Source organism: Pseudomonas palmensis (assembly GCF_049942755.1).
GTDB lineage: Bacteria > Pseudomonadota > Gammaproteobacteria > Pseudomonadales > Pseudomonadaceae > Aquipseudomonas > Aquipseudomonas palmensis.
Genome location: NZ_CP187958.1, coordinates 4,064,687 through 4,080,813, shown reverse-complemented (window position 1 = coordinate 4,080,813; position 16,127 = coordinate 4,064,687). Strand labels below are relative to the sequence as shown.

Here is a 16,127-nt window from a genome sequence, read left to right as displayed (position 1 = left end):
GCCCAACTCACTCATAACGTAGCGCCTCCGCAGGCTGGGTGCGCGCCGCACGCCAGGCCGGATACAGGGTGGCGAGGAAACTCAGGACCAGCGCCGCACCGCAGACCATCCACACGTCTTCGGCCATGACCTGGGACGGCAGGTAGTCGATGAAGTACACGTCGGCGTTGAGGAACTTGTGCCCCATCAACCGCTCGAGGCCTGCAATCGCTGCACTCACGTTGAGCGCGGCAGCGATGCCGACCACGGCGCCGATCAGGGTGCCGACCACGCCGATCACGGTGCCCTGCACCATGAAGATGGCCATGATCTGACCCGGCGTGGAGCCCAGCGTGCGCAGGATGGCGATGTCGCCCTTCTTGTCGTTGACCACCATCACCAGGGTGGAAATGATGTTGAACGCCGCCACCGCGACAATCAGCAGCAACAGCAGGCCGATCATGGCTTTTTCCATGCGGATGGCCTGGTACAGGTTGCCGTGGCTGCGGGTCCAGTCACGGGCGTAGAACTCGTGCTCGCCCAGCTTCTGGGCGATGTTCCAGGCCTCGCGGGGTGCCTGGAACAGGTCGTCGAACTTCAGGCGCAGGCCCTGCACCTGGTCGGCCTTCCAGCGGTGCAGGCGCGACAGGTCCGACAGGTTGGTCAGGCCCAGGTAGCCGTCGATCTCGCCGGCGCCCACGTGGAAGATGCCGACCACGGTGAAGCGCTTCATGCGCGGGAACATGCCGGCCGGGGTCACGGTAACCTCGGGGGCGACGAAGGTCAGCTTGTCGCCGATGCCCACGCCCAGCTTGGCTGCGGCCTTGTCGCCGATCATGATGCCGAAGCTGCCCGGCGCCAGCGCGTCGAGCTTACCCTCGCGCACGAAGTCGTCGATGATCGACACCTTGCGCTCTTGCGCCGGGTCAATACCGTTGAGCAGCACCTTCTGTACCTTGCCGTCATGGGTCAGCAGGCCCTGCATCTGGGTGAACGGCGCCACCGCCAGCACCGCCGGGTTCTGCTTTACTGTATCGGCAAGGGCTGGCCAGTCGCTGATCGGCTGTCCGGTCTCGAGGGTGGCATGGGGCACCATGCCCAATACGCGGGTACGCATTTCATGATCGAAGCCATTCATCACCGACAGCACCACGATCATCACCACCACGCCCAGGGCGAGGCCGATCATCGAGGTCAGCGAAATGAACGAGACGAAGTGATTGCGACGTTTGGCACGGGTGTAACGCGTACCGATAAATACGAAAAGAGGTCTGAACATGTCGGGGCTTGTTCGGAGGAAAGAGGAACGTCCTTGTGGCGGGGCTTGAATAGCAGCTTTACACTCAGACCACCGCCGCTACCATGGGTTCGCCATGTCGACATTAGATGAAGAAGATCGCCGCGAATACTACCGTATCGAGGACAGGATCGCACTGGAAATTACCCCTCTGAGCGCCGCCGAGGCCTTGGGCGGCGAGTTGTTGCAAGATGCTTCACCACTCTTCAACCTGCTCAGCGAACTGCACCTGAGCGAGTTCGAGTCCCAGCACCTGCTGCGCCAGCTCAGTGACAAGGACCGCACCCTGGCAGCTTTTCTCAAGGCCCAGAACAAACGCATCGACCTGCTCAGCGCCGTGGTTGCGCAAACCCTGCTGGGGCAGATCGGCGAGGCGCGCCCGGTGACTCTCTCCGAAGGTGGCGTCGAGGTGCACCAGGCCCAGGCCATCACCGCCGGCAGCCGCGTCTCGGTGAAGATGGTGCTGATGCCCCAGGCCCTGGGCCTGCTGCTGCGGGCCAAGGTGACCCACTGCGACAAGGCCGCTGATGGCCTGTTCGACATCGGCGCCGAATTCGTCGAGATGACCGACGCCCAGCGCCAGTTGCTGGCGCGCTATATCCTGCAGAAACAGGCACTGCAACGCCGCCAGGCACTGGAACAGAACACCCCGCCTGCCTCCTGATTTTCCGTCTTGCTTGAAGGAACGAACGTGACCCTGATTTACGGCCACCGCGGCGCCAAGGGCGAAGCCCCCGAGAATACCCTGACCAGTTTCCAGCAATGCCTGAGCCACGGCGTTCGCCGTTGCGAGCTGGACCTGCACCTGTCCTCCGACAACGAGCTGATGGTCATTCATGACCCCAGCCTCAAGCGCACCACCGGCCGTGGCGGCAAGGTGGTGGAGCACAGCGCCGCCGACCTGGTGACCTACGATGCGCGCAAGGGCGGCCCGGGCTGGGTCAACCCCTGCCCGATTCCACGCCTGGAAGAGCTGTTCGAGAAATGTGATTTCGACCACTGGCAGCTGGAGGTCAAGAGTGCCTCGCGCACCCGCGCTGCCACCACGGTGCTGGCGATTCGCGAAATGGCCCAGCGCTTCGGCCTGCTGGACAAGGTCACCATCACCTCAAGCTCGCGGGAGGTGCTGGGCGCCGCCCTGGAGCTGACCCCGGACGTGTCCCGCGGGCTGGTCGCGGAATACACCTGGCTCGACCCGTTGAAGGTCGCGCAGAACTACGGTTGCGAACTGCTGGCGCTGAACTGGACGCACTGCACCCCCGAGCGCCTGGCCAAGGCCCAGCGCCAGGGGTTGCATGTGTCGGTGTGGACAGTCAACGAGCCGGCGCTGATGCTCCGACTCGCCGACTTCGGCGTAGACAGCCTGATTACAGACTTTCCCGGTTTGGCCAGCGCCACCCTCGAGAATCGCTGAAATCGGTCTCCCCGGCCGGCTCAGGCCACCGGCCGGAGCCGCTCAAAAAAGCCGGTTGAGACCGTCGTAGGCGGCAACCCGATAGGCTTCGGCCATGGTCGGGTAATTGAAGGTGGTGTTGACGAAGTACTTCAACGTGTTCTGCTCGCCCGGCTGGCCCATGATCGCCTGACCGATGTGCACGATCTCCGAGGCCTGGTAGCCGAAGCAGTGCACGCCGAGAATCTGCAGCGTCTCGCGGTGGAACAGGATCTTGAGCATGCCTTGCGGCTCGCCGGCGATTTGCGCCCGGGCCATGCCCTTGAAGAACGCCTTGCCCACTTCGTACGGCACCTTGGCCTGGGTCAGCTCCTGCTCGTTCTTGCCGATCGAGCTGATCTCCGGAATGGTGTAGATGCCGGTCGGCACGTCGTTGACGAAGCGCCAGCTGCCATTGTCGACGATGCTGCCGGCGGCCGAGCGGCCCTGGTCGTGGGCGGCACTGGCCAGGCTTGGCCAGCCGATCACGTCACCGGCACCATAGATGTTCGGCACGCAGGTGCGGTAGGCCTCGTCCACTTCGATCTGGCCACGGCTGTTGACCTTCACGCCGATGTTTTCCAGGCCCAGGCGGTCGGTGTTGCCGGTACGCCCGTTGCACCACAGCAAGGCGTCGGCCTTGATCTTCTTGCCCGACTTCAGGTGCAGGATCACACCGTTGTCCAGGCCTTCGACGCGCTCGTACTCTTCGTTGTGGCGCACGGTGATGTTGTTGTTGCTGAAGTGATAGCTCAGGGCCTGGGAGATTTCCGAGTCCAGGAAGCTCAGCAACTGGCCGCGGTTGTCCACCAGTTCCACCAGCACACCCAGGCCACTGAAGATCGAGGCGTACTCGCAGCCGATGACGCCGGCGCCGTACACGATCAGTTTGCGCGGGGTGTGGCCCAGGCTCAGGATGGTGTCGCTATCGTAGATGCGCGGGTGATGGAAATCGATATCGGCCGGGCGATACGGGCGCGAACCGGTGGCGATGATGATGTGCTTGGCTACCAGCTTCTCGACCACACCGTTGGCGCAGACCACTTCGATGGTCTGCTCGTCGGCGAAGCTGCCGGTGCCGAAGAACACGTCAACGCGGTTGCGGGCGTAGTAGCCAGTGCGCGAGGCGACCTGCTTGGAGATGACCTTCTCGGCGCTTTTGAGCACGTCGGGGAAGGAGAACCAGCGCGGCTCACCGATGGCCCGGAACATCGGGTTGGTGTTGAACTGCATGATCTGGCGCACCGAGTGACGCAGGGCCTTGGACGGGATGGTGCCCAGATGGGTGCAGTTACCGCCGACCTGGCGACGGCTATCGACCATCGCTACCTTGCGTCCTGCTTTGGCGGCGTTCATTGCCGCCCCTTCTCCTGCCGGGCCGGAACCCAGCACCACTACGTCGTAGTTGTAGACAGCCATGCGTACTCCTTCAGAACAGGCCCGGACGCCAGATTGACCTCCGGGGCTACATCATGCCGCCATCGGCGCCATGCAAAAATTCGGGTGCAGTCTAATCAAGCTTGAACGCCGCGCACATTAACCCTTGGTCGCGTCGTAGGCTATTTTTCTCTGCACTACATGTAGGCCGCCTTGCTGGCGAAGCCTTTCATTTCCCCGCAATGCTGTTGAATGCTGGCGTGGCCCGTGAAACGAACCCACCCTCGACCCGATTCACGAACACTGCCGCAATCCGATGCTCGACCGCGAAGCGCCAACCCTGCTCCGGGCCCAGGATCAGCAACAGGGTCGAGTACCCGTCAGCCATCAGCGCAGTGGGCGCCAGCACCGTCACCGCCGCCAACGCATGGGCAACCGGGGTGCCCAGGCGCGCATCGAAGGTATGCGAATAACGCTGGCCATTCTCCTCGAAATAATTGCGGTAGTCACCCGACGTGGACACCCCGTACCCCTCCAGCGGCAACACCTGCTGGGCTATCTGAAGATCGTCGCGCGGCAGTTCGAGTGCAATGCGCCAGGCACTGCCATCGGGTTTGCGCCCCATTGCCTTGAGCTCACCGGTAGCTTCCACCAGAAAGCTTTCGACCCCCAGAGCTTGCATCCGTGCCACGATCAGGTCGACCGCATGCCCGGCGGCGATGCTGTTGAAGTCGACCTCGACGCCAGCGTCCTTGCACAGTTGCTGGCCATCGATACGCAAGTGGGTATACCCCACTCGCTCGCGCACCTGCGCCAGCCGCCGGGCATCGGGCACCTTCTCTTCACGCGCCTGGGGCCCGAAGCCCCACAGGTCGAGCAGCGGCTCCACCGTGAGATCGAAGGCCCCGTCACTCTGGCGCGAGAGCTGCTCACCTACCCGCACAAGCTGCAGCACGTCGGCCGGCATCGCCTGGCAGCGGTTGGCGGGCAACTGGTTGAACTGCCCCACCAGTGAATCGCTGCGGTAGGTGGAGAAGCGCTGGTCGATGCCCTGCAGGATCGCCTCGACCTCCTGCTGCACCTGCCCAGGCGTCGGGCCGCCGGCCTTGCGCACGTACTGCACGGTGTAGCTGCTGCCCATGGTCGGGCCACTGATGCGCTCGATCGAATCCCTGTGCTCGCAACCGGCCAGCAATGCCACCAGGGCAGGCAGCGCAGCCCATCCCTTTTTCACACGACGCCTCCTTTTCTGAAGCCAAAAAAAACGGGAACCCGCAGGCTCCCGTTCTTTCAACGCAACGTAATGCTTAGCGTGGGAACGCTGGCGGGTTGACCCCGGCCATGTCTTCCATCACGCGCACTACCTGACAGCTGTAACCGAACTCGTTGTCGTACCAAACGTACAGTACAACGCGGTTGTCGTTGCAGATGGTGGCCTCGGCATCGACCACACCGGCGTGACGCGAGCCGACGAAGTCGCTGGAAACCACTTCCTGCGAGCTGACGAAGTCGATCTGCTTGTGCAGGTCCGAGTGCATGGCCATCTGGCGCAGGTACTCGTTGATCTCGTCGCGGCTGGTGGCCTTTTCCAGGTTCAGGTTCAGGATCGCCATCGAGACGTTCGGCGTCGGAACGCGGATCGCGTTACCGGTCAGCTTGCCCTTGAGCACTGGCAGCGCCTTGGCAGCGGCAGTGGCGGCGCCGGTCTCGGTGATGACCATGTTCAGCGCAGCGGAACGACCACGGCGGCTGCCCTTGTGGAAGTTGTCGATCAGGTTCTGGTCGTTGGTGTACGAGTGAACGGTTTCGACGTGACCGTTGACGATGCCGAACTTGTCGTTGACTGCCTTGAGCACCGGCACGATGGCGTTGGTGGTGCAGGAAGCCGCCGAGATGATCTTGTCGTCAGGGCTGATGTCGGCGTGGTTGATGCCGTGCACGATGTTCTTCAGCGCGCCCTTGCCCGGTGCGGTGAGGATAACGCGTGCGGCACCCGGGCAGGCCAGGTGCTGGCCCAGGCCGTCGGCATCGCGCCAGACGCCGGTGTTGTCGACCACCAGGGCGTTCTCGATACCGTACTGGGTATAGTCGACTTCGCTCGGGTTCTTCGCGTAGATAACCTGGATCAGGTTGCCGTTGGCGGTGATGGTGTTGTTTTCTTCGTCGATGGTGATGGTGCCATCGAACGGACCGTGCACCGAGTCGCGACGCAGCAGGCTGGCGCGCTTGATCAGGTCGTTCTCGGCGCCCTTGCGCACAACGATGGCACGCAGGCGCAGGCCGTCGCCACCACCGGTCTTCTCGATCAGGATACGCGCCAGCAGACGGCCGATACGACCGAAGCCGTACAGGACCACGTCGGTGCCCTTGCGTGCGGAGGCGTTCTGCTGGCCAACCACGTCGGCCATTTCTTCACGCACGAACTGCTCGGCGCTGCGGCCGTTGCCTTCTTGCTTGAACTTGTTGGCCAGCTTGCCCAGGTCGACCGAAGCGGCGCCCAGCTTGAGCTCGCTCATGGCCTTGAGCAGCGGGAATGTCTCGTGGACAGACAGTTCGGTTTCGTCGGTCTGGCGATGACGGGCAAAGCGGTGGGCTTTGAGGATCGCGATCACCGAACGGTTGATCAGGCTACGGCCATAGATCGAGCTCACCACATTATTATTGCGGTAGAGCTGACCGATAAGCGGGATCATCGCTTCTGCAAGCGCTTCACGATCGATCCACTCACCAAGACACTGGTCGGGCTTCTGAGTCACGGGAACCTTCCACATGTAGGGACAGAAAAAAGGGGCTACATTATGACGCCCCGCGTCGCTTCGAGCAATGAGCGCCTGTCGCCGGCGCCGCACGGCATGATCCGGGCCCCACATTCAGGCGGCTGAAACCTGACAGCAATGCCCCGCGCCCGGTACAATCGGCGTTTTGTCGCAACGCTTGGAGCTCGACCTCCCGTGCCTGTTCTGCGTCTACCTCACCTGCCGGCCAGTGCCGGCAAACACACCTGGGGCAACCTGCCCGGTGCCGCCCTGAGCCTGGCCATCGCCGAGGCCGCCAGCGCCGCGAAGCGCTTCACCCTGCTGCTGACCGCCGACAGCCAGAGCGCCGACCGGCTGGAGCAGGAGCTGCGTTTCTTCGCCCCGGAACTGGCCGTGCTGCCGTTCCCCGACTGGGAAACCCTGCCCTACGACCTGTTCTCGCCGCACCAGGACATCATTTCGCAGCGGATCGCCAGCCTGTACCGGTTGCCGGAGCTGGACCACGGCATCCTCGTGGTGCCGATCACCACCGCACTGCACCGCCTGGCGCCCACGCGCTTTCTGCTGGGCAGCAGCCTGGTGCTGGACATCGGCCAGAAGCTGGATGTTGAACAGATGCGCACGCGCCTGGAGGCCAGCGGCTACCGCTGCGTCGACACCGTGTACGAGCATGGCGAGTTCGCCGTGCGCGGTGCCCTGATCGACCTGTTCCCGATGGGCAGCAAGCTGCCGTACCGCATCGACCTGTTCGATGACGAGATCGAGACCCTGCGCACCTTCGACCCGGAGAGCCAGCGCTCGATCGACAAGGTCGACTCGGTACGCCTGCTGCCGGCCCGCGAGTTCCCGCTGCAAAAAGACGAAGTCACCCGCTTCAAAGCGCGCTTTCGCGAACGCTTCGACGTGGATTTTCGCCGCAGCCCGATCTTCCAGGACCTGAGCAGCGGTATCGTGCCGGCCGGCATCGAGTACTACCTGCCGCTGTTTTTCGAGGAAACCTCGACCCTGTTCGACTACTTGCCGGAAAACACCCAGGTGTTCTCCCTGCCCGGTGTGGAACAGGCCGCCGAGCACTTCTGGAGCGATGTACGCAACCGCTATGAAGAGCGGCGCATCGACCCTAACCGCCCTCTGCTGCCGCCTGCCGAGCTGTTCATGCCGGTGGAAGACTGCTTCGCCCGGCTCAAGGGCTGGCCACGGGTGGTGGTCAGCCAGGACGACATCGACGCCGGCCCCGGCCGCGAGCGCTTTGCCGCGCAGACGCTGCCCAACCTCGCCATCGAAGCCAAGGCCAACCAGCCCCTGGCGGCGCTGTCGGGGTTTCTCGAGCAATTCCCCGGCCGCGTGCTGTTCACCGCCGAATCGGCCGGGCGCCGCGAAGTGCTGCTGGAACTGCTCGAACGCCTGAAACTGCGCCCGCAAACCGTCGATGGCTGGCACGAGTTCGTCGCCAGCAAGCAGCGCCTGGCAATCACCATCGCACCACTGGACGACGGCCTGCTGCTGGACGATCCGGCCCTGGCTCTGGTTGCCGAGAGCCCGCTGTTCGGCCAGCGCGTGATGCAGCGTCGGCGCCGCGAAAAGCGCAGCGACGTCAACAACGACGCTGTGATCAAGAACCTTACCGAGCTGCGCGAAGGCGCCCCGGTGGTGCATATCGACCATGGCGTGGGCCGCTACCTGGGCCTGGCGACACTGGAGATCGACGGCCAGGCCGCCGAGTTTCTCACCCTTGAATACGCCGAAGGCGCCAAGCTGTACGTGCCGGTGGCCAACCTGCACCTGATCGCGCGCTACACCGGCAGCGACGATGCGCTGGCACCGCTGCACCGTCTGGGCTCCGAGACCTGGCAGAAGGCCAAGCGCAAGGCAGCCGAACAAGTGCGCGACGTGGCTGCCGAGCTGCTCGACATCTATGCCCGGCGCGCCGCGCGCAAGGGCTATGCGTTTGCCGACCCGTCGGTGGACTACGCCACCTTCAGTGCCGGCTTCCCGTTCGAGGAAACCCCGGACCAGCAGTCGGCCATCGAAGCGGTACGCGAGGACATGCTCGCCGCCAAGCCGATGGACCGCCTGGTGTGCGGCGATGTCGGCTTCGGCAAGACCGAAGTGGCCATGCGTGCCGCCTTCATCGCCGTGCACGGCGGGCGCCAGGTAGCGATCCTGGTGCCCACCACCCTGCTCGCCCAGCAGCACTACAACAGTTTCCGCGACCGCTTTGCCGACTGGCCGGTAACCGTCGAAGTGATGAGCCGCTTCAAGTCGGCCAAGGAAGTCGGTGCCGCCGTGGCGGACCTCGCCGAAGGCAAGATCGACATCGTCATCGGCACCCACAAGCTGCTGCAGGACGACGTCAAGTTCAAGGACCTGGGCCTGGTCATCATCGACGAGGAACACCGGTTCGGCGTGCGCCAGAAAGAGCAGCTCAAGGCGCTGCGCAGCGAAGTCGACATCCTGACCCTGACCGCCACGCCGATCCCGCGCACGCTGAACATGGCGGTGGCGGGCATGCGCGACCTGTCGATCATCGCCACCCCGCCGGCACGCCGGCTGTCGGTGCGCACCTTCGTGATGGAGCAGAACAAGAGCACCATCAAGGAGGCGCTGCTGCGCGAACTGCTGCGTGGCGGCCAGGTGTACTACCTGCACAACGACGTGAAGAGCATCGAGAAGTGCGCCGCCGACCTCGCCGAGCTGGTACCCGAGGCGCGCATCGGTATCGGCCACGGGCAGATGCGCGAACGCGAACTCGAACAGGTGATGAGCGACTTCTACCACAAGCGCTTCAACGTGCTGATCGCCTCGACCATCATCGAGACCGGCATCGACGTGCCCAGCGCCAACACCATCATCATCGAGCGTGCCGACAAGTTCGGCCTGGCCCAGTTGCACCAGTTGCGCGGCCGCGTGGGGCGCAGCCACCACCAGGCGTATGCCTACCTGCTGACGCCCCCACGCCAGCAGATCACCCCCGACGCCGAAAAGCGCCTGGAGGCCATCGCCAATACCCAGGACCTGGGCGCAGGCTTCGTGCTGGCCACCAACGACCTGGAGATCCGCGGCGCCGGCGAACTGCTGGGTGAAGGCCAGAGCGGGCAGATCCAGGCGGTGGGCTTCACCCTCTACATGGAAATGCTCGAACGCGCCGTCAAGGCGATTCGCAAGGGCACTCAGCCCAACCTCGACCAGCCCCTGGGCGGCGGCCCGGAGATCAACCTGCGCGTACCGGCACTGATCCCCGAGGACTACCTGCCCGACGTGCATGCGCGCCTGATCCTGTACAAGCGCATCGCCTCGGCGGTGGACGAAGATGGCCTGAAGGATCTGCAGGTGGAGATGATCGACCGTTTCGGGCTGCTGCCCGAGCCGACCAAGAACCTGGTGCGCCTGACCCTGCTCAAGCTGCAGGCCGAGAAGCTGGGCATCAAGAAGGTCGACGCCGGCCCGCAAGGCGGACGGGTGGAATTCGAGGCCGAGACCCCGGTCGACCCGCTGGTGCTGATCAAGCTGATCCAGGGCCAGCCCAAGCGCTACAAGTTCGAAGGCGCGACGATGTTCAAGTTCATGGTGCCCATGGAACGCGCCGATGAACGCTTTACTACAGTGGAGGCGCTGTTCGAACGACTCGCCCCGAAACCCGCTTGAAGGATGATCCATGCGTGCAATTCGTAGCTTGACCCTGCTGCTGGCGCTGATTGCGCCGGCCGCCTTTGCCGACAGCCAGTACCAGGTCGAGATGTTCCTGCTGCGCCAGAATGCGGTGCCCGCGATCACCAGCCAGTTCGCCCCGGAAGACTGGCGCCAGGGCGCCAAGGCCCCCAGCGACTACGACGTGCGCAAGCCGGTGCTGACCGCACAGGCCGAAAAGCTGGCCGCCGACAGCAACTACACCGTGCTGCTGCACAAGGCCTGGCAGCAGCAGGTAGGCAGCGAGCCGTCGCGGGTTGCCATCAGCGAGGGCCAGGAGCAGTTCGGCCACTTCCCGGTCGAAGGCAATGTCAGCCTCAGGCAGGGCCGTTTCATCGAAGTGCAGGCCAACTTCTGGGTCAACCAGCTCGATGGCAATGGCAGTGTGATCCAGAGCGAACAGCTCAGGCAGGTCAACAGCACGGTGAAGAACAACGAACTGACCTTCCTCGATGGCGGGCACCTGGCGGTCCTGTTCAAAGTGATCGCCGCCGGCACACGCACCACCTCTCCTGCTGAAGCGGAGATGATGGAACAGTAGAGCCATGTCGACCACACTGCAGCGCGCGCTCAAGAGCAAGCTCTGGCGCGAACAATTCGGCCCCAAGACCCTCACCCGAGGGCTTGACTATGCAGACAACAAGCGCGTCAGGCTCGTTTCGGTTGACGACAAGGGCGCGACCACCCTGTGTCACGGGTCCGGCGGCAACCTCTACCGGCAGACCCTGCTGATCGAAGGCGACGTTCACCCCCTCCTGATCGCCACCTGCAGCTGCCCTGTCCGCCAGAACTGCAAGCATTGCGCAGCGGCGCTGTACACCCTGACGGAGCGGCTGACGGCCAACGACTTTCCGCCGCCTCCAGCCACGGCGACCTACCAGAACCAGGTCATCGAAAATGTACCGGCTGTTGCGCACCTCACCCTGGGCAGCTACGAATTCACCGCCTACATGCCCAAGACCGGCAAGATGCAGCGCCAGTTGCAACACCGTGCGGCACTGGCGTTCACCTATGACGGGCAGCGCACCAGCGACAAGAGCAGCAGCGAAGTCATCCGTATCGACGGCAACGTCCGCCAGCGTATCCAGCGTCAGCCAGACGCCGAAAAGGCGCTGCGCCAGACCTTGAAGAAAATGGGCTTCAGCGTTGCCACGCGCCAGAGCAAGGCATTGCCCGACAGCGCCGGCGAAATGCTGCAGATGGCCGACGACCAGGCCTGGCTGCAGTTCGCCCGCACCGGCATCGATACCCTGCGTGCAGCCGGCTGGGAGGTGGAAGTGAGGCCCGACTTCGCCTTCAACCTGCATGACATCGACGACTGGTACGCCGATGTCGAGGAAGCGCCGGGGCGCGAATGGTTCGACCTGGAGCTGGGCATCGTGGTCAACGGCCAGCGCCACAGCCTGCTGCCGATCGTGCTGCACCTGCTGCGCAGCAACCCCGAACTGCTGCGCCCCAGCGAACTGGCCCGGCGCAGCGACGACGAGCACCTGCTGATCGACCTGAACCGCGCCCGCCATGACAGCCCGGCGCTGCGCGTGGCCTTGCCCTACGCACGCATCAAGCCGCTGATGGCCACCCTGGGCGAGCTGTACCTGGGCAATGACAGCGGGCCTTCGCTGCGCCTGGCAGCGCCGGATGCCGCGCGCCTGAGCAGCATCGACGACATGGCGCTGACCTGGCGCGGCGGCGACCGGGTACGCGACTTTGCCCGCCGCCTGCGCGAGTCCAGGCGTACCGACATCGCCGCCCCCGAGGGCCTGAACGCCACGCTGCGACCCTACCAGCTCGAAGGCCTGAACTGGTTGCAGACCCTGCGCGAACTGGAGGTCGGCGGGATCCTGGGCGACGACATGGGCCTGGGCAAGACCCTGCAGACCCTGGCGCACCTGCTCACCGAAAAGAACGCGGGGCGCCTGCAGCGCCCTGCCCTGGCCGTGATGCCGACCAGCCTGATCCCCAACTGGCTCGACGAAGCGCAGCACTTCACCCCGCAGCTGCGCGTGCTGGCCCTGCATGGCCCCGGCCGCACCCGACACTTCGCCGACCTTGACCAGTACGACCTGGTACTGACCACCTACGCCCTGCTGCCCCGCGACCTGGCTCACTTCACCGCGCAGCCCTGGCACCTGCTGATTCTGGATGAAGCGCAGAACATCAAGAACGCCAACAGCAAGGCCGCCGAAGCGGCGCGCGAGATCCAGGCCAACCAGCGCCTGTGCCTGACCGGCACACCGATGGAAAACAACCTGGGCGAACTGTGGTCGATCTTCCACTTCCTGCTACCCGGCTGGCTGGGCGACAGCAAGGCCTTCAGCCGCGATTACCGCACCCCTGTCGAACGCCATGGCGACGTCGAGCGCATGGCGCATCTTGCCGCGCGCATCAAGCCATTCCTGCTGCGCCGCACCAAGGAACAGGTGGCCCGCGAACTGCCGGCCAAGACCGAGATCGTGCATTGGGTGGAGCTGAGCGACGCGCAGCGCGACACCTACGAAACGGTGCGGGTGGCGATGGACAGGAAGGTCCGCGAGGAAATCACCCGCAACGGCGCGGCACGCAGCCAGATCGTGATTCTGGATGCGTTGCTCAAGCTGCGTCAGGTGTGCTGCGATCTGCGCCTGGTCAAAAGCATTGCGCCAAGAACCACCCATTCGGACAAGGGCAAGCTGGGCAGCCTGATGCAGATGCTCGACGAACTGCTCAGCGAAGGGCGACGCATCCTGCTGTTCTCGCAGTTCACCTCGATGCTCGAACTGATCGAGCAGGAGCTGCACAAGCGTGGCGTCCGCTACAGCCTGCTGACCGGTGAAACCCGCGACCGGCGCACCCCGGTGCAGCAGTTCCAGAGCCTGCAGACGCCACTGTTTCTGATCAGCCTCAAAGCGGGCGGCACCGGCCTCAACCTCACCGCGGCCGACACGGTGATCCACTATGACCCGTGGTGGAACCCGGCCACCGAAAACCAGGCCACCGACCGCGCCTACCGCATCGGCCAGGACAAGCCGGTGTTCGTCTACAAGCTGATTACACGGGGCACGGTGGAAGAGAAGATCCAGAAGTTGCAACAGGAGAAGGCAGCGCTGGCTGCAGGCTTGCTGGAGGGGCGTCAGGCGGGGGACTGGAAGCTGGCGGATGAAGACATTGATGCGCTGTTTGCGCCGTTGCCCGGGAAGCGGCAGGCCGCGAAAATTAGTTGAGCCTTTCGCCGGCAAGGCCGGCTCCTACAGGTATCGCAGCACCTGCAGGAGCCAGCCTTGCCGGCGCAGGACCTCAGTCGATCAGTTGCGCATCCTTCAGCGCGCCAAGTGCCTCCAGCCAGCGGGGCTGCTGGCGGTAGTCGGTACGCGCAAAACCCTGCCCGCGCATCTGCGCGATCCGCGGCGACGGCCTCACCCTCAACCGCTGCGCCGCCGACAAAGCAAGCTCGGCTGCCGCCCGATCATTGCACACCAGGCCCATGTCGCAACCGGCACTCAGCGCCGCCTCGATACGGCTGGCGGCGTCCCCCACCACATGCGCACCGGCCATCGACAGGTCATCGCTGAAGATCACCCCGTCAAAGCCCAGCTCGCCACGCAGAATCTCCTGCAGCCAGCGCCGCGAGAAGCCGGCCGGCTGGTTATCGACCTGTGGATAGATCACATGCGCCGGCATAACCGCCGCCAGCTGCCCGCTCAGGCGCGTGAACGGCACCAGGTCGGCTGCGCGGATCTGCTCCAGGCTGCGCTCGTCGGTGGGTATCGCCACATGCGAATCCGCCTCGGCCCAGCCATGCCCCGGGAAGTGCTTGCCGCAGGCCGCCATGCCCGCCGCGTTCATGCCGCGAATGAAGGCACCGGCAAGCAAGGTGGCGCGCTGCGGGTCACCCTCGAAGGCGCGACTGCCAACCACCGCGCTGCGCTGGTGGTCAAGGTCCAGCACCGGGGCAAAGCTCAAGTCGAGCCCTACCGCCAGCACTTCGGTTGCCATCAGCCAGCCGCAGTGTTCGGCCAGGCGCTCGGCATTGGGGTTGTCGGCAATCGCACGCATCGCGGGCAAGCGCACGAAGCCCTGGCGCAGGCGCTGTACGCGACCACCCTCCTGGTCCACGGCCAGGATCAGGTCCGGGCGCACGGCACGGATCGACGCACTCAGTTCGCGCACCTGGCGCGGGCATTCGATGTTGCGGGCAAAGATGATCAGGCCGGCCACTTCGGGCTGACGCAGCAGGTGGCGGTCTTCGGCAGTCAGCCAGGTGCCGGCCACGTCGACCATCAGGGAGCCTTGCAGGCAGGTACTCATAAATGATCCTTCAGTTGAGGGGCGCGCTCGCCCACTGGGGGCAGGCGGCTTCTTCGATCTGTACCGGGCAATGCACAGGCACCCGGTCGAACAGCGCTACCAGGTCGGCGTTGCGCAGGCGTATGCAGCCGTGGGACAACGGCACACCCATGGGTTCGCTGTCGGGCGTGCCGTGCAGGTAGATATAGCGGCGGAACGTATCCACGGGCCCGAGGCGGTTGCGCCCCGGCTCGCGGCCGCTGAGCCAGAGAATGCGCGAGAGAATCCAGTCGCGCCCAGGGAACTGCGCGTGCAGGTCGGGCGTCCAGACCTCGCCGGTCCAGCGACGCCCGCGCAGCACCGCGCCCTGGGGCAAGCCCGCGCCGATCTTCGCACGCACCTGATGCAGCCCGCGCGGTGTACAACCGGAGCCGTTGTGCTCGCCCGGGCCATTGAGTGCGGTGGACACCGCAAGACGCACCGCCAGTCGCCCCTGGGCGAACCCATAAAGGCACTGGTCGGCGATGGAAATGTGCAGCAAATCGAGAATAGGCATGGGCGCTAGCTTAGCCGAAGCCGGCTGTGCCGCCCAGCCGGGGAATCAGGCCTTTGCCGGCACCGGGGCGTGGCTGGTCTTGCTGCGCGGACGCAACTGCGCCGCCGCCATCGCCTCGTCCGTGACCCCGCTGTCGGCACGCATGCCGGCGGCCAGGAACGGCACCATCAGGCGCATGACCTGCTCGATCGAGGTATTGACCCCGAAATCGGTCTCGGCAATCGCGCGCAGGGCCTTGATGCCCGACATGCTGAACGCTGCAGCGCCGAGCATGAAATGCACGCGCCAGAACAGTTCAAGGGGAGGAATCTGTGGCGCGGCCTCGTTGACCAGCAGCATGTAGCGGCGGAACACCTTGCCGTACATGTCTTCGAGGTAACGACGCAGGTGGCCCTGGCTCTGGCTGAAGGCCAGGCCCAGCAGGCGCATGAAGATCGACAGGTCATTGCCGCTGCGCGGCTGCACCACCAGCGCCTGCTCGACCAGCATCTCCAGCAGTTCTTCAAGGCTGGGCTTGTGCTCGGGGCGCGCCTGGCGCCGCTCGAGCTCACGCTCCAGGCTCTGGCAGAACGGCCCTAGAAAACGCGAGAAGACCGCCTGGATGAGCGCCTTCTTCGAACCGAAATGGTAGTTCACCGCCGCCAGGTTGACGCCGGCCTTGCTGGTGATCAGCCGCAATGAGGTTTCGGCAAAACCTTTTTCCGCGAACAGCTGCTCGGCAGCATCGAGAATGCGTTCAACGGTTTCCGACTGGGCCATGACTACTCCGCGAGACAAACA

The 16,127-nt window shown here is 64.6% G+C and carries 12 protein-coding genes; 5 read left to right on the top strand and 7 right to left on the bottom strand.

Annotated features, from left to right (window positions below):
* Positions 1 to 7: 7 nt before the first annotated feature.
* On the bottom strand, positions 8 to 1,258 hold the full coding sequence (locus tag ACPRTJ_RS18915) for a lipoprotein-releasing ABC transporter permease subunit (RefSeq protein WP_054916186.1): 1,251 nt from the start codon (positions 1,256 to 1,258) through the stop codon (positions 8 to 10).
* Positions 1,259 to 1,352: 94 nt separating this feature from the next.
* On the opposite strand from ACPRTJ_RS18915, the gene ACPRTJ_RS18910 reads away from it, so the two are divergent.
* Positions 1,353 to 1,940 carry a PilZ domain-containing protein gene (locus tag ACPRTJ_RS18910; RefSeq protein WP_043864553.1) on the top strand — a complete coding sequence of 196 codons (588 nt, stop codon included), beginning with the start codon at positions 1,353 to 1,355 and terminating at the stop codon, positions 1,938 to 1,940.
* Between the two features lie 27 nt (positions 1,941 to 1,967).
* Entirely contained in the window at positions 1,968 to 2,690 is a 723-nt protein-coding gene (locus ACPRTJ_RS18905; protein ID WP_043864554.1) for a glycerophosphodiester phosphodiesterase, read from the top strand.
* A 42-nt stretch (positions 2,691 to 2,732) separates the two neighbouring features.
* On the opposite strand, the gene sthA is transcribed toward ACPRTJ_RS18905, so the two are convergent.
* The 3 genes from sthA to ACPRTJ_RS18890 form a co-directional block, all read right to left on the bottom strand.
* Positions 2,733 to 4,127 (bottom strand): Si-specific NAD(P)(+) transhydrogenase, encoded by a 1,395-nt coding sequence (gene sthA, locus ACPRTJ_RS18900; protein WP_043864555.1) that lies wholly within the window; start codon positions 4,125 to 4,127, stop codon positions 2,733 to 2,735.
* Positions 4,128 to 4,314: 187 nt separating this feature from the next.
* A complete protein-coding gene (locus ACPRTJ_RS18895; RefSeq protein WP_116055418.1) occupies positions 4,315 to 5,226 on the bottom strand; it encodes an FAD:protein FMN transferase in 912 nt (303 codons plus the stop codon).
* A gap of 166 nt (positions 5,227 to 5,392) precedes the next feature.
* A complete protein-coding gene (locus ACPRTJ_RS18890) occupies positions 5,393 to 6,856 on the bottom strand; it encodes a glyceraldehyde-3-phosphate dehydrogenase (protein ID WP_043864557.1) in 1,464 nt (487 codons plus the stop codon).
* Between the two features lie 180 nt (positions 6,857 to 7,036).
* On the opposite strand from ACPRTJ_RS18890, the gene mfd reads away from it, so the two are divergent.
* Genes mfd through ACPRTJ_RS18875 form a run of 3 tightly spaced genes read left to right on the top strand, consistent with a single transcriptional unit; the run spans position 7,037 to position 13,728 of the window.
* A complete protein-coding gene (gene mfd / locus ACPRTJ_RS18885; RefSeq protein WP_043864558.1) occupies positions 7,037 to 10,486 on the top strand; it encodes a transcription-repair coupling factor in 3,450 nt (1,149 codons plus the stop codon).
* 10 nt (positions 10,487 to 10,496) lie between these two features.
* On the top strand, positions 10,497 to 11,069 hold the full coding sequence (locus ACPRTJ_RS18880; protein WP_043864559.1) for a CsiV family protein: 573 nt from the start codon (positions 10,497 to 10,499) through the stop codon (positions 11,067 to 11,069).
* Between the two features lie 4 nt (positions 11,070 to 11,073).
* Positions 11,074 to 13,728 (top strand): DEAD/DEAH box helicase, encoded by a 2,655-nt coding sequence (locus ACPRTJ_RS18875; RefSeq protein ID WP_054916189.1) that lies wholly within the window; start codon positions 11,074 to 11,076, stop codon positions 13,726 to 13,728.
* A 73-nt stretch (positions 13,729 to 13,801) separates the two neighbouring features.
* Here ACPRTJ_RS18875 and nagZ read toward each other — a convergent pair whose 3' ends face one another.
* Genes nagZ through ACPRTJ_RS18860 form a run of 3 tightly spaced genes read right to left on the bottom strand, consistent with a single transcriptional unit; the run spans position 13,802 to position 16,106 of the window.
* Positions 13,802 to 14,800, bottom strand: a complete 999-nt coding sequence (gene nagZ / locus ACPRTJ_RS18870; protein ID WP_173925092.1) for a beta-N-acetylhexosaminidase — start codon at positions 14,798 to 14,800, stop codon at positions 13,802 to 13,804.
* Between the two features lie 22 nt (positions 14,801 to 14,822).
* Positions 14,823 to 15,347: a L,D-transpeptidase gene (locus ACPRTJ_RS18865; RefSeq protein WP_177333000.1), complete on the bottom strand. Its 525-nt coding sequence runs from the start codon at positions 15,345 to 15,347 to the stop codon at positions 14,823 to 14,825.
* A gap of 45 nt (positions 15,348 to 15,392) precedes the next feature.
* Complete coding sequence (locus tag ACPRTJ_RS18860) at positions 15,393 to 16,106, bottom strand: TetR/AcrR family transcriptional regulator (protein ID WP_043864562.1); 714 nt, start codon at positions 16,104 to 16,106, stop codon at positions 15,393 to 15,395.
* Positions 16,107 to 16,127: the final 21 nt, after the last annotated feature.